We start from the raw sequence: 17,754 nt of genomic DNA, 5'->3' as shown, positions 1-17,754 counted from the left end.
CAACCTCAGTCTAGGGGAATTTTGCCAGAAGTTTAGAGTTGCGGCGAAGGTGCGGGAGTTGGCGCGGGTTCCGGCGAAGGTGCGGGAGTTGGCGCGGGTTCCGGCGAAGGTGCGGGAGTTGGCGCAGGTTCCGGCGAAGGTGCGGGAGTTGGCGCAGGTTCCGGCGAAGGTGCGGGAGTTGGCGCAGGTTCCGGCGAAGGTGCGGGAGTTGGCGCGGGCGTCGGTTTGGGTGTCGGTTTGGGTGCGGGAGTTGGTGCGGGCGTCGGTTTGGGTGTCGGTTTGGGCGCGGGAGTTGGTGCGGGCGTCGGTTTGGGTGTCGGAGTCGGCGCGGGCGTCGGTTTGGGTGTCGGAGTTGGCGCTGGGCTTGGTTCCGGCAAAGGTTCTGGGCTTGGTTCCGGCAAAGGTGCTGGGCTTGGTTCTGGCACAGGTTCTGGGCTTGGTTCTGGCACAGGTTCTGGGCTTGGTTCTGGCAAAGGTGCTGGGCTTGGTTCTGGCAAAGGTTCTGGGCTTGGGGTTGGCAAAGGTTGCGGGGTTGGGGTTGGCAAAGGTTGCGGGGTTGGGGTTGGCAAAGGTAGTGGGTTTGGTATCGGAGTTAGTGTCGGCGTCGGACTTGTAAGTGCTGGCGGTGTCGGAGTGGGTTTGGGGCGCGAATTGTTGAGAAATGAGCCTACTAAGGCCCAGGAACCGAAGCCTGTCAAGATTACTAAGCCCGTCAGCAGTCCGATCGCAGCAATGGGATTGTCCCAAAAAGTGTCGCCAGCAGGCTCAATTAACGGGTCTGGCTGGTTTGGCGGGTGGGAACTCTGGGCGGCGGGTTCTGGCGGCCTGCCCACGGCCACCGTTGCTATTAGCGAAGGGTTTGTCTGCACCACTGCGGGCGCGGGGGGTACAGTTGGCGGGCTAGGTTTAGGATTAGTTTGGGCGTCGAGTGCTTGGGCGACTTCGCTGACAGATTGATATCGATCGCCTGGAGACCGGCTCAACATCCGATTGAGCACCAAAGCCAAACCCGTGCTCACCTGCACTTGCTGCTGCCAATTCCACTGCAGCGTTGTTCGATCGAGCAATTCCTGCGGTTCTTTGCCCGTCAGCAGGACGATCGCCGTTACAGCTAAAGCGTAGAGGTCGCTGCTGGCTGTTGCCCGCCCGCTTTGCAACTGTTCCATCGGCGCGTAGCCGATTTTACCGACAGTTGTCGCGTGGGCTGTTCCTTCGGGAGACTGGACTTTGGTGGCGAGTTCCTTCACCACTCCAAAGTCAATCAGCACCGGCAGTTGGTCGTTTTCCCTGCGGATGATATTTTCTGGGGAGATGTCGCGGTGGATGATGCCGCGGGCGTGGATGTGAGCCAGTACCGGCAGCATTTGCCGGATAAATACCAAGACTTCGGCTTCGGTGAAGGTGCGACCATTTGAAGTTCGATCGAGCAACAGTTCGCGGTAAGTCATCCCTTCCACGTAATCCTGCACTAAAAACAAACGCTGGTTCTCTTCAAATATTGCTCGAAACTGGGGAATTTGTGGGTGCCCAATTTGGTAAAGTATTGCCGCCTCTCTTTGAAACAATTCCTTCGATTTTTCCAAAACGTAAGGCCCGCTTTGCACCGGAATCAATTCCTTCAGGGCGCAGCGTTCTTGAAACCGTCCCAAATCTTCTACTAAATAAGTCCGGCCAAATCCTCCTTGACCTAAAATACTCACCAAGCGGTAGCGGTTTTGTAGGAGAGTTCCAATAGCAATAGGTGGCTGCATAAGTTTAAGTAGAAACTGTTAAAAAATAGACGATCGCTCACAGACTTAGTAATGCTAGGTCTTTAATGCTCTTGAGCATACTTCACTCTCTGTAGTCCCCAGTCCCGACCAAAGTTAGTATTTTACATTTTTTTGACATTCTTGGACGCAAGGATGGTCAGAAACCGGGTTTTTTCACGAAAATACACAGGTTGCCACCTGCAGATCCGATCGAAAACCCGGTTTCTGCGTCAATATCTCAAGGGAGAAATGCACTATTTTTCGTAGAAACCGGGTTTTTTGGCCTTAGCCCTAATAAATTGTCGCCCCCCGGCCTAAGCCATACATCTCTATAAAGTTTGAGATTATTTATGGGAGATGTCTACTGAAAACTGACAACTGACGACTGACTACTGACTAAGCTTTGCTTTCACCATGTCTTGAATTCTGTTACCGTCTGCTTTGCCCTTAAGCTGCTGCATTGCCTTGCCCATCACCTTGCCCATATCTTTTGCAGAAGTAGCGCCAACCGAGGCAATCACTTCGTCAACGACTTGACTCACCTCTTCGTCTGACATCTGGGGTGGCAAATACTCTTCAACAATTGCTAACTCCGCCTCCTCTTGTGCCACTAAATCTTGGCGGCCGCCTTTGCGGTATTGTTCGATCGAATCCCGGCGCTGTTTGGCTATTTGCATCAAAATTTCCATTTCTTGAGCTTCTGTCAGCGTATCTTGGCCGGAAGGACGGAGGCTGACTTCTTTTTCGAGAATAAATTTCTTGATGCCGCGAACTGTTTCCAAGCGAACTTTGTCCTTGGACTTCATGGCTGCTTTGATTTCTGCGTCAATGCGTTCTCTTAAGCTCATCGATTTCTACCTTGCTTTGCCCAATATCAAAAATCTGGAGTATGCTTCCGATTCTTAACTTTTTTTACAGTATTTTTCAAGTTTATTGCCTGTTGGTGGCATTTTTATCGCATTGAACCCGGATGCCTTCGGCTTTCGACTGAATTTGGGGTGGCTGCACTTCCAGCCTCGGCCCCAAATTGACTCACGCCAGAACTTTTAGACGCAGGGGCACAAGTGCGATCGTACTTCTGACTGTATAGAGTTAGCTAGAGCCCACATTCCGCACCCTGGGGTGTCACACAGCATAATTACGCATACCACTCTATCTTTAAAGTAATAAATTATGCCTTTAAAATTTTTTTTCCCGTTCATCTACGGTATTATAGTATAATTGATAGTTTTATTTATGGATAAAAATAAGTAAAAACCGATTGCGACCGTTGAAGGTGCCGAAAGTGGGCTTGAAAGTAATAAATTATGCCTTTAAAAAGTAATTGATCCGTTAATATACGGTATTATAGTAGAATTTATAGTTTTATTGGTGGATAAAAATAAGTAAAAACCGATCGTGACCGTTGAAGGTGCCGAAAGTGGGCTAGAAAGTGGGTTTCTCGGACATATTTCTGCAAGTCCTATTCAATTCGCCTAACTTAACACTGGAAGCATCTCATATGTGTAAAAATACTTCTTCTGGCTCCTTCCTTCTGACTCTTTCCTCGCAGCAAGAGTACCTCCTGCCTCAAAACTCCAATTTCTAGCGGAGGGCTGCTTTCATTGAGATGCTCCTTAACACTTGTGGTTGCCCCGAATGTTAAATCTATTAAAAAATTGGCTGAATATTTCTAGTTTCAGATGGTAAGATAGCGATGGAATAAACGTCCTGCAAGAGGCCTGCTGTGATCCGTTCTGCTACTTTACCGCTTCCGCTTCCCGAGCCGCCAATTTCCGCTCATGACCGTCTGCGGCTGTTCTCCGGTTCTGCTAATATTCCCCTCGCCCAAGAGGTGGCTCGCTATCTGGGGATTGATTTGGGGCCGATGGTTCGCAAGCGGTTTGCTGATGGGGAACTCTACGTTCAAATTCAAGAATCGATTCGGGGTTGCGATGTTTACTTGATTCAGCCAACTTGCTGTCCGGTAAACGATCGCCTCATGGAATTGTTAATTATGATCGATGCTTGTCGCCGCGCTTCGGCCAGACAAATTACTGCTGTCATTCCCTATTACGGATATGCTAGGGCTGACCGCAAAACGGCCGGAAGAGAGTCGATTACTGCAAAATTAGTGGCTAATTTGATTACGGAAGCTGGGGCAGGTCGCATTTTGGCGATGGATTTGCACTCGGCTCAGATTCAAGGTTATTTTGACATTCCTTTCGATCACGTTTACGGTTCGCCGGTGCTTTTGGATTATCTGGCGAGCAAGCAATTGACGGATATTGTTGTGGTTTCGCCGGATGTTGGCGGAGTCGCTAGGGCGAGAGCTTTTGCCAAAAAGCTTGGCGATGCTCCCCTGGCAATTATTGACAAGCGCCGTCAAGCTCACAACGTGGCAGAAGTGATGAACCTCATCGGTGATGTCAAGGGCAAAACGGCCGTGTTGGTGGACGACATGATCGATACTGCCGGCACGATTTCTGAAGGTGCGAGATTGTTGCGCCGCGAGGGTGCGAGGCAAGTTTATGCTTGTGCTACTCATGCGGTGTTTTCCGCTCCGGCGATCGAGCGTTTGTCTAGCGGGATTTTGGAAGAGGTAATTGTTACGAATACAATTCCTGTGCCTGAAGAGAACCGTTTTCAGCAGTTGACTGTGCTTTCTGTCGCGAATTTGCTCGGAGAAACTATTTGGCGGATTCACGAAGATAGTTCTGTTAGCAGTATGTTCCGCTAGACAGGAAAGATACTTTTTGAATGTTTGTTTTAGGGTGCGTTAACAAGAGTGTAACGCACCGTTTTTTTGCCCAATAGTGCGATCGTTTCCCGCAAGTAATCAGCCCAAGCGCATCTAAATTTTACTCTCAAGTCCCATCAAATTCTTGTGGAGTGGGCGTCCCGCCCGCCCGGAAAATACAATTTAAAGACCGCGCAACTTATCAAGTTCCTCGGTAAAATAACGGTTGTAAGTTTGTAGTGAGGACTAAACTCCTCATAAAAATTCGCTCGGACTGTGGTTCTCACTACGAACCAAGGTGACGCTCGGCGATCGATCGCACTTGGTACCACCGGAACAAGAGATGGTAAAATTCTATCTTGTTGTTGGAAGAGGACGACTTTTTTATATTCTAGATAAGTCTCATCACCATAAGGAGCCAATAGGGAAAAATCATGAAACATTCACTTGTACGAACACTCGCCGCACTGGCAGGTTCAGCAATTTTAACACTGGGCGCGATCGGTTCGGCTAAAGCATTTACTTTTGACGAAACCGAAATTAACCAAGACCGAGTAATTGTCATCGCCCAACCCCGCCCTTACGGCGGCTACCAATTGCTAATTGTAGAACAAGTATCTGACAAGCGGAAGTGCTGGAGCGAAAGCGGCTCTAATCCCGTGAAAGTCGATCCCTTATTAGTTACTTTTGATTTCACCGGTATTTGTGGCCGCGCCACAGACAGCAACGGCTTTTCAATTCGCATGGCCGGCACCGATTTAGCATTAAAATACACCCTTAGTTTGGAAAGTGTTGATGGCAATGTTCTACTAATGGGAACCCCGGTAGATTACCAAGGAAAATCGGTGATTATCGGCCGCACAAATGGCGATGTTAAGGACTTCATGAAAATCACTCTCGATCCTGCTTGGCACTTGAGTAAAAGAGCTTATCAAGGTCGAATATTAGGTCACTTTTATTTCACTACCAATCAACCCGCACCGCTAGAAATTGGCAATACCGGAGGCAATACCGGAGGCAATACCGAAGCAATACCGCAGCCAACACCGCAGCCAATACCAATACCAATACCAATACCAATACCGCAGGCAACACCGCAGCCAATACCGCAGGAAATACCAATACCGTAGGCAATACTCGCTTTTCTACAATTCGGAGATAGCAACCGATGATATCCACGCTTCCGAAATTAAAGAAGCTGTGGGCTTTGGGTTTGTAGCCCGGTTTTCTCAAGATAATGCTTTGCGGTCGCAACTTGCTGTTACCAGAGAGCAATTGGTATCTTTAGTTTGGGAATTCTTGAAATGAATACAAGGTGCTAATATCACATTTCCTAGTCATGTTTCTATCCGTCCCTATAGCGACGTTGATATTTCCCGCTGGAGTGTCGGAAAAATTCTATTTGCGCGGGACAACAAGATAGTTAGCGGCTATCAAGATGGAACATTTAAACCTACGCAGCTCGTCACTCGCGCTGAATTGATGGCGGTGCCCCGTCGAGCGGCGGAATTTGGTTTGTCGGCGCGGGGAATGCAGCCGAATTTAGTTGCTAAAGAGCCGTCTAAAACTTTTTCAGACATTCAGAATTATTGGGCTGCTTCTATTATTACTCAAATGTCTTCTTATTGTTCTGTTGCTGCCACTGTTAACGAAATTGGCGATGGTTTGATCCGAATGATTCTGCAAAGCGCAATGACGCGGCGGCTACTTGGCGGATGCTGAAATGCGTTAACGCTTAGTAGAGCGAATTAGATACCCGACAACTTTGGCGAAGTCGGGTATCTGAGTATTCTGTTTTTTTAGCTGGACATTTTACGCTACACCGTAATCAGTATACGGCCGTTTGTATGGGGGTTGCAATCCCAAAATAATATCCTCTCTCGGTACTCCCATTTCAACTAATTCCTCGGCAGGATTTTGGTCTGTCAAATTTTGCTGGAGCCAGATTTTTCCATCTTTGATGTCAATGTGAATGATGCTTCGATAAATCCGGGTTAAGTGTTCCCAGCCGACATTCATCCACTGATAATGATCTCGTTCTGTGTCTAAGATTAGTTGTACTTCGACTTCATCATCGGAAACATCATCTTCGGCATAACGGGTGATTAATGTCTGAACGTATTGACGATATTGAGCTAGTTTGTCCATTGCACAATTACCTCATTTGTTGGATCGTATACGATTAGCAACACCTGATACTGTTGTACCGCCATTTGAGTAAACTCATACTGAAAAAATGTTCTATACACTTCAAATGGAACTGCCAAGTACAATTTGCGATTGGGTTCAACCGATGCCAAGGCAAGCCGATAACTTAGAAATTGGCCCAATGCAGCATAAAAGTCTGTAATCGCAGAGGAATTGAGGAAGCTTTTGATTTCTACTGCAATTTTCTCCCCACCTCGCTCCGCTGCGACTAGCCTTTCTGCTCCCAAATCGACCTGAAAGTTAACATTACCAAACTTAAACTTTAGTGGATCGGCAGTAATCACCCACTGTTCTTTTTGAAGGGCCCGTTTTACGGATTCGTGGAAGGTATCTTTGGCAGACACAGACACAATCTCAGCGCGACTGCAAATAACTATTAATTATACCGAAATTGCGGTATATTGTCAATTGGTATCATCCTAATTTTCTAAAGAGTTTTAATTTTTAAGTCGAGCGGGACTGTAGTGCTTATCATATCGTTTTCTTGGGTTTCTTCTTAGATGGCTTTTTAGCAGTTTTCTGGACGGGGATTGTCTCTGATTCTTGCTGTGCGATGTCTGGGGTTACTTTACACAAGTCGTTCAAGGAAAGTTTTTGCTGGGATTCAAGTTCGTTGAGTCGGTTTGATGCGGTTTCTAATATTTGTTTTCCCTGCCTGGCTTGAATAGTAGTTTTATTTTCGATCGCATCTAACAACACAAAAATCGAGACTGTTTGCCAAATATCTAAATCGTCGCCGATGACATCGCACTTAGAGACAATTTTGCCGTTTTCTGGGACGTGAATTCCTAAGCCGGAAGCTTGAATTAACGGCTGGATTTCTGCTATACTTAAATCCGCCAAGTCAGTAATTTTATGTTCGAGCGATACTAAATCTGCTAAATCGGGCAAGTTGACCGATTCTGCGGCTAAAGCATCGAATTTAAAGGTAAGAGTTTGATTCAGCGGATCGGAAATGGCATAAATTGATTGAATTTGCGATCGACTAACCGCACCTTGATCGAAAAAATCTCTGCCTTGCGGGGCGATCGCAATTTTTCCATTTTCAGCCACCTCCAAGCTTTCCAAACTAACCAGAGTCGCCGCCGCAGTCTTCACAAAAATCTCGTCCAACCCCAGCAAATCCGCCAATTCCTTCAAAGTTGGCGCAGGTTCAAACTCAACACCCGCCCGCAAAATGAACTCTTCCAACACGTTAAACTGGCGCGGTTCGCTAATCGCCACCTCCAGCGGAGTTTGCCGGATTGCGAAGCGGAATTGACGCGCCGCCAACACAGACAAGCCCGGATTTTGTTGCTCAATTTGTTCTGCTAGCGAACTTAAATTCGAGTCTATTGGTTTAGTTGAGGACGCTAGAAACATCTACAAAACCTCCGCAGTGACGCACCGTTTTTGAAACTTCCTGATACATTTTTCCCACTGTACCTGTTTGTTGGGTAAATAAATCGTGGCAGCCGACAACTACCAGCAATTCTTGAGCGCGGGAAAATGCCACATTCACCCGTTCCGGTTCCTTAGCAAATCCAATATCGCCCCTAACATTATTGCACACTGTGCTGACAATAATTACAGGTCTTTCCATGCCTTGGAATATGTCAACCGTACCAGTGCGGATGCTCAAAGCAGGGAATCTTTCGCCTTCGATTCTGTCTTTAATTGCATTTAATTGAGCAGCATAAAAAGTGATAATTCCGATTTCTTTCGGCGGTTCACCGTCGGCAACTTTGGGCTGCCAAGCTATCTCCATTTGTTCGCACAAACGCTCGATCGCATCAATCTCCTTGACATTCAACCGGGAAGTACCCTGTTTTTCCTCTTCAAACCCTTGTCCGATCGGCGTTTTAACCCACAGGATGTGATTGTTTTCTTGAATGATTCTACCTGCGAGGTTGTGGGCGCGTTTGGTGTCTGCTTCCTGAATGCCACAGTTGAGCTTTTGCTGGTAAAACTGATTGATGGCGCCCATAATTTGCGGGTGCATTCGGTATTGAGTTGTCAGCATTTTTTTGATGCTGTCGCTGGCATTTTCAAACAACACTTTGAACAAAGATTCTTTGATAAAACTTAATTCGTCTCCGGTACAGCCGATGTCTTCGGCAATATCGTCGATCGTACTTTGATTAAACATCGGCGGCAATTGCCGGTGATCGCCCACTAATACTAACTTTTTGCCTTTCAAAGCGGGAATTAATAACTCTGGGGGAGTGCATTTGCTAACTTCGTCAATGATGACTGCATCAAAGCTGGGAAAGTTTTTAGTAAAATCGAAACTGGCAGCTTGCACGCAAGTAATGCCGATCACGTTGGCATTGTCGATATAAATTTGCTTTAAATCGTTGCGGTCTTTTTCTGATGGATTGCGGAGTTTGTCAATCCAATCTGTCACAAACGTTTGAGAACGATTTAGGGCTGTTTCTTCTTGTTCTAATTTCCGCTGCCAAGTTTTGAACAAACGCTTAATTTTGTTTAAAAAAGGTGCGCTGAACAATCCTGTATTCGGAACTTCTGGCTGGTATTGAGTCGGGATAGTTTGCCATGCTGACTCCCACCAATTTCTCTCAGCAAGCAATGCTGCTGTTGGTTGCTGCTGTTGCAGTTGAGCGTTAATTTCGCTCAATTCTTTTTGAAGTTCGGCGAGTTGCTGCTGCGAAGTTGCCGCCGCAGTTTGCAGCGGGGATAAATGCTCGTCAAGAGTGGTTTTGATTGTTTCCAAAACCCCAAAAGGGTCTATGTCAGCAATTGATTTTTCAAGCTGAATCGCGCTTGCTTTCCAAGCCTCAACTTGCTTGACAAACTGCTGCGGTTGCTCCCAAATATTCGATTTTTGGGCGAGATATTGTTCGGATAAAATCCGCAACTTTTCAGGTACGTTTGGCTGTCGGACTATTGCTTGCAACAAATTAGTAACTTCGCTAATTTTTAAGTTTGCTTCTTGCTGCGCTGTTTCTACCTGAAGTTTAGCGGCGGATATTTGCTGCTGGTTTAAGGTTTGACCGATTTTATCTAATAACTGTTGCTGTTTTATAAGCTGCTGTTCGGTTTCGGTTTTCAGGGGAACTACGCACTGACGGGCATTGGCGAGGATACTGTGCAGCAATTCTTTGACTAGGCGATCGAAGGTAGCCTGAATCTGATTTGGCTGCAAGGATTGACTGTAAAATTGTTGAATGCTACCTAAGAAAGTGCGAGCTTTTTCGATGATAAATTTGCGCTGACTTGGGCTGATTTGGGAATAGCTGGCGAAGTCTTTGGCTAGTTGCTGCCACTGTGTACGATCGCCCGCAGAGAGTACGATCGGCGTTTGACTCAAATTTAGGTGCAAAAACTCGCTAAACCGGAACTGTTGCCCTTGTATGTCCTTAAAACCTGCGCTTTCTTCGTGGGATATCGCCTTTTGCAACCGATCCAAATCGGGCAAATTGATTTTGCATTTGGGCGGCACGATCGGCAATTTGAGCGATCGGGCAATTTTCAGCAATCCTGGCGGCAATTCTACCATATCATCCGTCAGCATTGCGCCCGTTTCCCAGCAAGATTTCACAACTTCATAGAGTTTCGTATCCGCCGTCTCGATCCACTGTGCAACGGCGACGACAACGGCTGCAATTTCCGCTTTTCGCAGTTCCAAATTCTTGATTTTCTGTTCGAGATTGTGGCGGTGTGTCTGATTTTGCCGATCGCCCAATTCGAGTTGATTCACAGCCTCAGACATCTGCCGCGACACCCGCAACGACTCTGCAACCGTTGACATAGCGTGACAAACATCATCAGCGCGATCGAATGCTGTCTTAAATTCCGATATTTGGGCTGCTACAGTTTCCTGCAGCCAAACCGCAATCCCAAACGCGCCGCAAGCAGGGCGATTGAACCCAATTTGAGTAGCATTGCTAGCGGCAATCCGAACATTTGCCATCAAGTTTTCTACTAAAACATTGCCTTCTGAATATGGTTTTAGTCTGGGCATAAACTCGGCAACTTCTGGAGATTCCCAGTTGACATTAGGCGCATCCAGCAGATTTTCTAGCCCGCTAACTAGAGATTCAATCTCGCTTTTTTCGGTTAAAATCAGTTCATGATTTGTTGCTTGCTGGCTGCACTTTTCCTCAATATTTGCTTTACTGTCGTGCAGGTGTTTTAGTTGATTAAAAAAATCTTTCTCGGCGGCAAAGTAGGCGGTAAATCGATCTGAGTCTGCCACCAACTGCCGCAAAGATTTGACATTAGTCAGGCGCTGCGAGAGCTTTTGTTCGCAGTCAGCCGCCGTATTTTGCAGCCAAGTGCCGATCGCATTTTCCTCTAAAAACGGCTGCCCTTCTTCCTGCACCTTATGAGCTTTTCCCTTCCGCAAAGCCCGAATCGCCGGATTGTGCACTAACCGACTCAAAGCATTGTCTACAGCCAAATTTGCTTGGGAAGCAATGAGCGTTTTGCCACCCTGACGGGCAATTTGATAGCAAATCTCCGCAATCACAGTCGTTTTGCCAGTTCCCGGCGGCCCTTGAATCAAAATTAAATCCCGCGCCGAAAGCACCGTTTCTACGGCGGCAAGTTGGTCTTCATTAGCATTGCGATTTAATAAGTTTTCTCTATCCAATTTAATCAGTTTTTCGGGCAGTCTCGCCTGAGAAGAGTCGAATAAAAACTCACTCAAATATGGATTTTGAGCGCGCCCGTCAGTCAGCATTTTTAAAGCTTTTTTCTTGCGTTCGATCTGACTGATATCGCCCGCCGCCTCAAAATACAAGAATCCTTGTTTGGGCAGTTGATATCTGCCGCCCGCCATGCGATCGCCTAAATCAACATCTAACTTAATGCGTAATTTACTATGTTCAAAGTCAATTTCGGCGATGCTGCCTAATGTCTCTCCATCTCGGCTGCTTCGGCTTCCGGGCGGCGAATCAAACAGGATAATTTCTTCATTTCTGGCTTTTTTCAGCCTTTCGCGAAAGTCGCCCAATTCTAAGGAGTTTTCATCGTAGCCGTCAAGAGTTGCGGAATTGCGATCGATTTCAAAAGTGACGATTTTAAAGCCGGAACCGTAATTGTGTCCTCGGAAAGGCACGCAAAATTGACGCGCTTCCGCGATGCGTTTTTCCACATTTAAAAAAGTGTGCCAAACTTTTAGTTGTTCCGCAGTTGGTATGTGCCTGTCGTCCCAAAATGGCATTTGTTGGACGCGGGCGATCGACTTTACCGGAATTGGCGATCTACTGTTAGCCAAAAGTCGCAACTGAACCGGCAAAGCATACCCATCTTTCCTCCCTCTGGGAACCGCCACCAAACCAGCATCCAGCAGTTTTAAACCGCCGATTCCGTCTTCACAGCGTACAGTTGCTAACAACCGCAAAGTGCGATCTGCTTTTTGCAACAATTCGGGTAATTCAAAATCATCTCCATCCGTAGCAAGCAACAATTCCCAGATTTCTTCTTCAGAAAATCTCTCATTTACCTTTTGGCGGCGCACGTAGAAAAGATTGTGGGATTTGCCAGCTATCTCCGACATCAGAATTTCCGCACGTTCTTTGCATTCCCAATCGCAATATTTCCCTAAAGCCGCTTCTCCTTCTATATCTCGAATAAATTTATTAATTGTGCGATCGCCACTAAATTTATATCCCCAATCTTCTGTTACTAAAGATGGCATATTTTGATGTTAGATGTTAGATTTTAGATTTTAGATTGGATTTAAGATTAGCACATCGGAACTTGTGCCGACAGAACCGCGACATCCCAAAAAAGATTAAGGTGTGCAATGCACACCCTACGACCATCGCAAATTACCGTACAGGCAACGGGCGATCGAATTAAACAGTTTATAATCAAAAGGGCGAACGATGGGACTTGAACCCACGAATGGTGGTACCACAAACCACTGCCTTAACCACTTGGCTACGCTCGCCATATCAGTTTTAACTATAGCATCAGATCTCAGCACAAGTCTAGGGGTAAGGCAAAAATATTTTGAAATATTTCTGAGCGTCCCTGAACCGGACAGATCGATTGTGCCTCAAGTTCCAAGCACAGTAAGAGTTTAGCACAATTTTCGCTCTGCGCGATCGGCCTGTGCGATCGGCAATTATCCCCCCCAGCAGTCAATCGATTGCGCGATTTTAGATTTTAGATTCAAGAATTGAAGCATTGACTTGCGCGAGATGAATCCGGGGGCTTGTATCCTCGATGGTTTCGGTCACGCGGCCTGGGTTCGGCCGATCGGGCAGCGTCCCGATTCGATCCAGCGCATTAAAATAGCCTTATCAGCCCAGGCGCATCTAAATTTTAAAGTCCAGTTTGATAAAACTCACATCTTGCACCATTCTCGCTTAACAGGCAAGATGCCTGTGAAGCGAAGAATGAATTTCTTATAGGGTGGGATCTTCTAGCCCCCCCTATAAGCTTGATTGAGAATGCTGCAAAATCTCAGATGAAATGCTTGTGGGGTGTCCCGCCCACCCGAAAAATACAACGCCAGAAGCGGGACAGCTTATTCCACACTGCATGAGTTATCAACCATCCCTATTCTCTCTCTTCTCTTTTCCCTATTTCTTCGCGCAGCTTCGCGTCTTCGCGGTTCGTTTAAAAAAAAAGTCTTGTCCGCAATATAAAATTTAAAATCATATGAGCTACTGTGTCAACCCAGAATGTCAAAATCCTCAAAACTCCAACACCGCCAAATTTTGCTTAAACTGCGGCTTTAACCTGTTGCTGAGACAGCGATATCGCCCGATTGAACTTTTAGGTAGAGGCGGATTTGGTAAAACTTTCCTAGCAATTGATGAAGACATCCCATCTCTACCCCGCTGTGCAGTCAAGCAATTTTATTTTTACGACCGCGATCCCGAAATTTTCAACAAAGCCGTTGAATTATTTCGCCAAGAAGCCGTCCGTTTAGACCAACTCGGAACACACCCGCAAATCCCCACATTATTAGCCTGCTTTGAACAAGAAGGTCATATTTATTTAGTTCAAGAGTTTATAGAGGGGCAGACTCTTAAACAAGAATTAGACAAAAGTGTATACGATGAAAATCAAATTTGGCAAGTGCTGCAAGACTTATTGCCCGTGCTGCAATTTATCCACGACAAGCGCGTCGTTCACCGCGACATCAAACCAGAAAATATTATCCGCCGACAGTCGGACAACAAACTCGTATTGATCGATTTCGGCATTGCCAAACTGCTGACTGATACAGCAATACTCCGTCCAGCAACGCTCATCGGCAGTCAAGATTATGTAGCTCCCGAACAAATGCGCGGCAAAGTATTTCCTGCTAGCGACCTTTACAGTTTAGGGGTTACTTGCATTCGCCTGATGACGCAAGTTCCTCCTTTGGATATGTACGACTGCAACAGCGAGCGCTGGTGGTGGCGCGAGTTTCTCCCCAAAACCACGAGTATTAGCGACGAGTTAGGTGAAATTTTAGATAAATTGCTGCAAACTCGTCTCACTCAGCGGTACAGTTTTGCTGCGGAAGTTTTGGACGATATCCAAGCAGCTTTAGATATTCGCCATCAAAATTTGGTTTCGCCCGAAAAGCCGATCGCTCCTGCTCTTAATAATAGCGACAACTCCGCCGATATCAGCGCGCTACCAACTCCTGATTCTCCGATTTTACCCACAAATGCCGTCGCCAATTCCGCAGAAACTTTTTCCTTGTCTGTTACTTCAAATACTTCAAATATCTATCCGACTATGATTTCTGCACGCGGAGTTGATTATACCAAACTGCGTGATTATTTGTCAAACAAAAAGTGGAAAGAAGCCGATCGCGAAACTTGGGGCTTGATGTGTCAATCTCTTTCCCAGCCACTGGGAACTCAGCTAGAAATTAGCCAAATTTACCAGATACCCTGCGAAGATTTGCAAACACTAGATCGCCTGTGGCTGCACTACAGTCAAGGTCGGTTTGGCTTCAGCGTCCAAAAGCAGATTTACGAAAGCGTTAAGGGAGACTATATCAGATTTTGCGATCGGGTCAACTGGCAAACCTACAATTCTGCTAATACTTTAGGGCAGATTAAATTTAGTCAGCAAGCACCAATCGGACACCTCCCCTCTCGCAGTTGGGTTGGCGGCATTCAGTGGCTGCGGCACCTCGATGCCATGTCAGCAAAATTAACCGAGTGCGACAATAATGCTGCTCCTAAATTGTAATTTAGTCTCCCGAATAACTAAGTAAAAATTTAAATTTAAACTCTACCTGAAAGCAGAGAAATTTGTCGCGCTAGATGTATCCATTGACCGAGGCTCGGTGCGATCGCTTGTCGCACAATGGATTCTGAAGGCGAACACAGATAAAGTCTGCGATCCTTTAGACTTTAACAACCGAACTAAACAGAGGTATCGATCCATGTTTTTTCACAAAAAACAATTAATGGCTGCGGTGACAGTAGACGAAGCCAACCCCCGTTTTGCCCAATTGCTGCTAGAACAGTTTGGCGGAGCAACAGGAGAACTGACAGCAGCTTTGCAATACTGGGTGCAGTCCTTTCACTGTGAAGATGCAGGGATTAAGGATATGCTCCAAGATATTGCAATAGAAGAATTCAGCCACTTAGAAATGGTGGGCAAACTCATCGAAATGCACACCAAAAACGTTGACCAAACAGAAGCTTATAAAAGCACTTTGTTTGCCGTGCGCGGTGTAGGCCCGCACTTGTTGGACAGCCAAGGTCAAGCTTGGACTGGTGCTTATGTCAACGAAGGCGGCGATGTGGTGCGCGATTTGCGCGCTAATATCGGTGCGGAAGCAGGAGCTCGCCAAACCTACGAAGAGTTGATTAAACTAGCACCGGATACGGGAACGAAAAAGACCCTGCACTTTCTGCTGACTCGCGAAATTTCTCACACTGAAATGTTCATGAAAGCTCTGGAAGCGCTGGGTAAACTCACCGATCCGATGTTCGGCAATATTCCCCCAGATTCCACTGTAGATCTATACTTTAACTTGTCAACTAATGGCAAGGACGAACGCGGCCCTTGGAACTCGGAACCTACTTTTAAATACATTGCCGATCCCGCTCCCAAAGGTTAATTTGAGAGTTGTGTTACCTGTGTGGCGAGTAAAGATTTAAGCGCAGTGTTAAGTAATTTTTAAGCCGCCCACCTTCTTTTGTAAGGTTGGCGGCTTAGAAGATTTAAGCCCTGTGTTGAGTAATTTTCAAGCCGGGTACTTTGCTTTAGTTGTTAGAGGTGCGTGACTCGGATTTTCGGGCTGAGGGTAAGCTGTTGCGGCCTTTAAATTCTATGTCAAAAAAATCAAAGTCTTGTGGGGTGGGCCTATGAGCCCGCGGAGAATATACAATTTAAATGCGCGACAGCTTAGAGTATTTTTCAAGTCACGCGCCCAACGGTGTTATAATTATTTGAAATCCGGATCGAACATTAACATCAAATCTATATTGAAATTGCGATCGACTTATTTATTAGTTTCTCACGGCAGCCGCGACCCCAGACCCCAACAAGCTTTGGAAAACCTCGGTCAACTGCTGTCTCAAAATTGGGCTGACTCGTTCCCCGCAGTAGCAACTGCCACCTTAGAACTCGGGCCCGCACCGCTGCACGAACAAATTTGCAGTTTTGGCGAACGTACCCTGTCGCTGGGACTGACACAATTGCAAATCCTGCCTGTATTTTTATTGCCGGGAGTTCACGTCGCCGAAGACATACCGGCAGAGGTGGAAATTGCCCAACAAGCTTTTGGTGACAAGCTAAAAATTTCATTGCGCCCGCATTTAGGTTCCCAGGAAGCAGGCTTAACAAAATTGGTAAAAAGTCAGATGGAAGAGGTGACTTTTCTCCCCAATCTGCTACCGCCAAAATGGATTTTATTATCTCACGGCAGCCGTCGGCCCGGAGGTAACTCGACAGTTGAGGAAATCGCCAGCCAACTCGGTGCGCTGACAGCTTATTGGTCGGTAAAGCCGAGTTTGGAAGAGCAAATAGACAGTTTGGTTCGTGGTGGACAGCAGCAAATAGGAATTGTGCCATACTTCTTATTTAATGGAGGAATTACAGATGCGATCGCCAAAAATGTCGCACAGCTAAAGCAGCAATTTCCTGCGGCGGAACTTCATCTCGCAAATCCTCTAGGGCCAAGTGTACAATTAGCAGACTTAATTGGGAATTTAATTCAAAAATGAACCGCAGAGGCACAGAAGAGGTAAAGGAAGAAAGAAAAATGTCTTTAGGAAAAGTGTATTTAGTAGGTGCGGGGCCCGGAGATCCGGGTTTAATGACCTTGAAGGGAAAAGCTCTGTTAGAGTGTGCCGATGTGGTGATTTACGACGCTTTAGTCAGCCCTCAAATTTTGGCAGCAATCAACCCCCAAGCAGAACGAATTGATGCCGGGAAACGCAAAGGCCGCCACTCGTTAATGCAAGATGAAACAACTCAGTTAATGATAGAAAAAGCTGGAGATCGTGCGATCGTAGTTCGTCTCAAAGGCGGCGATCCGTTTATCTTCGGCCGCGGCGGTGAAGAAATGGAAGAGTTGGTAAAAGCTGGAGTGTCAGTAGAAGTCGTCCCCGGCGTAACTTCTGGGATTGCGGCCCCTGCTTATGCGGGAATTCCTTTAACACACCGATCGTACAGTTCCTCTGTCACCTTTGTCACCGGTCACGAATCAGCGGGAAAATATCGACCGGAGGTAAATTGGCAGGCGATCGCCTGCGGCTCCGAAACCATTGTAGTATACATGGGAATCCACAATTTGCCTTACATTATCGGCCAGTTGACAGCAGCCGAATTGAGTCCAGAAACGCCCGTAGCATTAGTGCGCTGGGGAACGCGGCCGGAACAAGAAGAATTGATCGGGACTTTGGGTACAATTGTAGAGCAAGTTGAGGCGGTCGGATTTGCAGCACCTGCGATCGCAGTAATCGGAAATGTCGTCAATTTGCACGGCTTATTGTCTGGATGTCGCCCTGTTTATCAAACTGTAGAACAAGCGGGAAAATAGGATATATCCACTCCAGTTGCATCGGAATAATTAAACCGCAGAGTACACAGAGAGCACAGAGTCAGAGAAAAGAGATGTAAATAATTCCGATGCTAACGGATTTAAGATCGCTCTCTCTG

The 17,754-nt window shown here is 46.6% G+C and carries 13 protein-coding genes, 1 tRNA gene and 1 pseudogene; 8 read left to right on the top strand and 7 right to left on the bottom strand.

Annotation, left to right across the window (positions count from 1 at the left end):
* Nucleotides 1-32 precede the first annotated feature (32 nt).
* Both OSC7112_RS15970 and OSC7112_RS15965 read right to left on the bottom strand, forming a co-directional pair.
* On the bottom strand, nt 33-1,751 hold the full coding sequence (locus tag OSC7112_RS15970) for a serine/threonine-protein kinase (RefSeq protein WP_015176873.1): 1,719 nt from the start codon (nt 1,749-1,751) through the stop codon (nt 33-35).
* A 389-nt stretch (nt 1,752-2,140) separates the two neighbouring features.
* Entirely contained in the window at nt 2,141-2,599 is a 459-nt protein-coding gene (locus OSC7112_RS15965) for a GatB/YqeY domain-containing protein (protein ID WP_015176872.1), read from the bottom strand.
* Between the two features lie 878 nt (nt 2,600-3,477).
* Here OSC7112_RS15965 and OSC7112_RS15960 point away from each other — a divergent pair.
* From OSC7112_RS15960 to OSC7112_RS41025, 4 genes and pseudogenes are all read left to right on the top strand, one after another.
* Complete coding sequence (locus OSC7112_RS15960) at nt 3,478-4,470, top strand: ribose-phosphate pyrophosphokinase (protein WP_015176871.1); 993 nt, start codon at nt 3,478-3,480, stop codon at nt 4,468-4,470.
* A 434-nt stretch (nt 4,471-4,904) separates the two neighbouring features.
* Complete coding sequence (locus OSC7112_RS15955; protein WP_071883991.1) at nt 4,905-5,600, top strand: DUF3747 domain-containing protein; 696 nt, start codon at nt 4,905-4,907, stop codon at nt 5,598-5,600.
* A gap of 178 nt (nt 5,601-5,778) precedes the next feature.
* A pseudogene (locus tag OSC7112_RS42165) lies at nt 5,779-5,892 on the top strand (hypothetical protein); the annotation flags it as partial.
* Between the two features lie 60 nt (nt 5,893-5,952).
* Nucleotides 5,953-6,192 (top strand): hypothetical protein, encoded by a 240-nt coding sequence (locus OSC7112_RS41025; RefSeq protein WP_051041517.1) that lies wholly within the window; start codon nt 5,953-5,955, stop codon nt 6,190-6,192.
* A 90-nt stretch (nt 6,193-6,282) separates the two neighbouring features.
* Here OSC7112_RS41025 and OSC7112_RS15945 read toward each other — a convergent pair whose 3' ends face one another.
* The 5 genes from OSC7112_RS15945 to OSC7112_RS15925 form a co-directional block, all read right to left on the bottom strand.
* Nucleotides 6,283-6,618 carry a XisI protein gene (locus tag OSC7112_RS15945; RefSeq protein WP_015176870.1) on the bottom strand — a complete coding sequence of 112 codons (336 nt, stop codon included), beginning with the start codon at nt 6,616-6,618 and terminating at the stop codon, nt 6,283-6,285.
* The gene (locus OSC7112_RS15940) at nt 6,606-7,022 is read right to left on the bottom strand and encodes a XisH family protein (RefSeq protein ID WP_015176869.1); all 417 of its coding nucleotides are present in this window, start codon (nt 7,020-7,022) and stop codon (nt 6,606-6,608) included. The genes OSC7112_RS15945 and OSC7112_RS15940 overlap by 13 nt, the downstream gene beginning before the upstream one ends.
* Before the next feature lie 127 nt (nt 7,023-7,149).
* Nucleotides 7,150-8,040, bottom strand: coding sequence for a hypothetical protein (locus OSC7112_RS15935; RefSeq protein ID WP_015176868.1), 891 nt, complete (start codon nt 8,038-8,040; stop codon nt 7,150-7,152).
* Nucleotides 8,018-12,322: an AAA domain-containing protein gene (locus tag OSC7112_RS15930; protein WP_015176867.1), complete on the bottom strand. Its 4,305-nt coding sequence runs from the start codon at nt 12,320-12,322 to the stop codon at nt 8,018-8,020. The genes OSC7112_RS15935 and OSC7112_RS15930 overlap by 23 nt, the downstream gene beginning before the upstream one ends.
* 182 nt (nt 12,323-12,504) lie before the next feature.
* Nucleotides 12,505-12,577: transfer RNA gene (locus tag OSC7112_RS15925), tRNA-His, on the bottom strand.
* Between the two features lie 716 nt (nt 12,578-13,293).
* On the opposite strand from OSC7112_RS15925, the gene OSC7112_RS15915 reads away from it, so the two are divergent.
* From OSC7112_RS15915 to cobA, 4 genes are all read left to right on the top strand, one after another.
* Complete coding sequence (locus tag OSC7112_RS15915; protein WP_015176865.1) at nt 13,294-14,829, top strand: serine/threonine-protein kinase; 1,536 nt, start codon at nt 13,294-13,296, stop codon at nt 14,827-14,829.
* A 196-nt stretch (nt 14,830-15,025) separates the two neighbouring features.
* Nucleotides 15,026-15,709, top strand: a complete 684-nt coding sequence (locus tag OSC7112_RS15910; protein WP_015176864.1) for a manganese catalase family protein — start codon at nt 15,026-15,028, stop codon at nt 15,707-15,709.
* A gap of 367 nt (nt 15,710-16,076) precedes the next feature.
* Nucleotides 16,077-16,817, top strand: coding sequence for a sirohydrochlorin chelatase (locus OSC7112_RS15905; protein WP_190274430.1), 741 nt, complete (start codon nt 16,077-16,079; stop codon nt 16,815-16,817).
* The gene (gene cobA / locus OSC7112_RS15900) at nt 16,814-17,635 is read left to right on the top strand and encodes a uroporphyrinogen-III C-methyltransferase (protein ID WP_015176862.1); all 822 of its coding nucleotides are present in this window, start codon (nt 16,814-16,816) and stop codon (nt 17,633-17,635) included. The genes OSC7112_RS15905 and cobA overlap by 4 nt, the downstream gene beginning before the upstream one ends.
* The last annotated feature ends 119 nt before the right edge of the window (nt 17,636-17,754 follow it).

The organism is Oscillatoria nigro-viridis PCC 7112 (genome assembly GCF_000317475.1).
GTDB lineage: Bacteria > Cyanobacteriota > Cyanobacteriia > Cyanobacteriales > Microcoleaceae > Microcoleus > Microcoleus nigroviridis.
The sequence above is the reverse complement of the archived record's forward strand: the minus strand, read 5'-3'. Positions and strand labels throughout refer to the sequence as shown.

What these genes read in the sequence shown, in the direction of transcription:
- OSC7112_RS15970 (WP_015176873.1), bottom strand. Translation starts at nt 1,751, where the DNA reads ATGCAGCCACCTATTGCTATTGGAACTCTCCTACAAAACCGCTACCGC.
- OSC7112_RS15965 (WP_015176872.1), bottom strand. Translation starts at nt 2,599, where the DNA reads ATGAGCTTAAGAGAACGCATTGACGCAGAAATCAAAGCAGCCATGAAG.
- OSC7112_RS15955 (WP_071883991.1), top strand. Translation starts at nt 4,905, where the DNA reads ATGAAACATTCACTTGTACGAACACTCGCCGCACTGGCAGGTTCAGCA.
- OSC7112_RS41025 (WP_051041517.1), top strand. Translation starts at nt 5,953, where the DNA reads ATGGCGGTGCCCCGTCGAGCGGCGGAATTTGGTTTGTCGGCGCGGGGA.
- OSC7112_RS15945 (WP_015176870.1), bottom strand. Translation starts at nt 6,618, where the DNA reads ATGGACAAACTAGCTCAATATCGTCAATACGTTCAGACATTAATCACC.
- OSC7112_RS15935 (WP_015176868.1), bottom strand. Translation starts at nt 8,040, where the DNA reads ATGTTTCTAGCGTCCTCAACTAAACCAATAGACTCGAATTTAAGTTCG.
- OSC7112_RS15930 (WP_015176867.1), bottom strand. Translation starts at nt 12,322, where the DNA reads ATGCCATCTTTAGTAACAGAAGATTGGGGATATAAATTTAGTGGCGAT.
- OSC7112_RS15915 (WP_015176865.1), top strand. Translation starts at nt 13,294, where the DNA reads ATGAGCTACTGTGTCAACCCAGAATGTCAAAATCCTCAAAACTCCAAC.
- OSC7112_RS15910 (WP_015176864.1), top strand. Translation starts at nt 15,026, where the DNA reads ATGTTTTTTCACAAAAAACAATTAATGGCTGCGGTGACAGTAGACGAA.
- cobA (WP_015176862.1), top strand. Translation starts at nt 16,814, where the DNA reads ATGAACCGCAGAGGCACAGAAGAGGTAAAGGAAGAAAGAAAAATGTCT.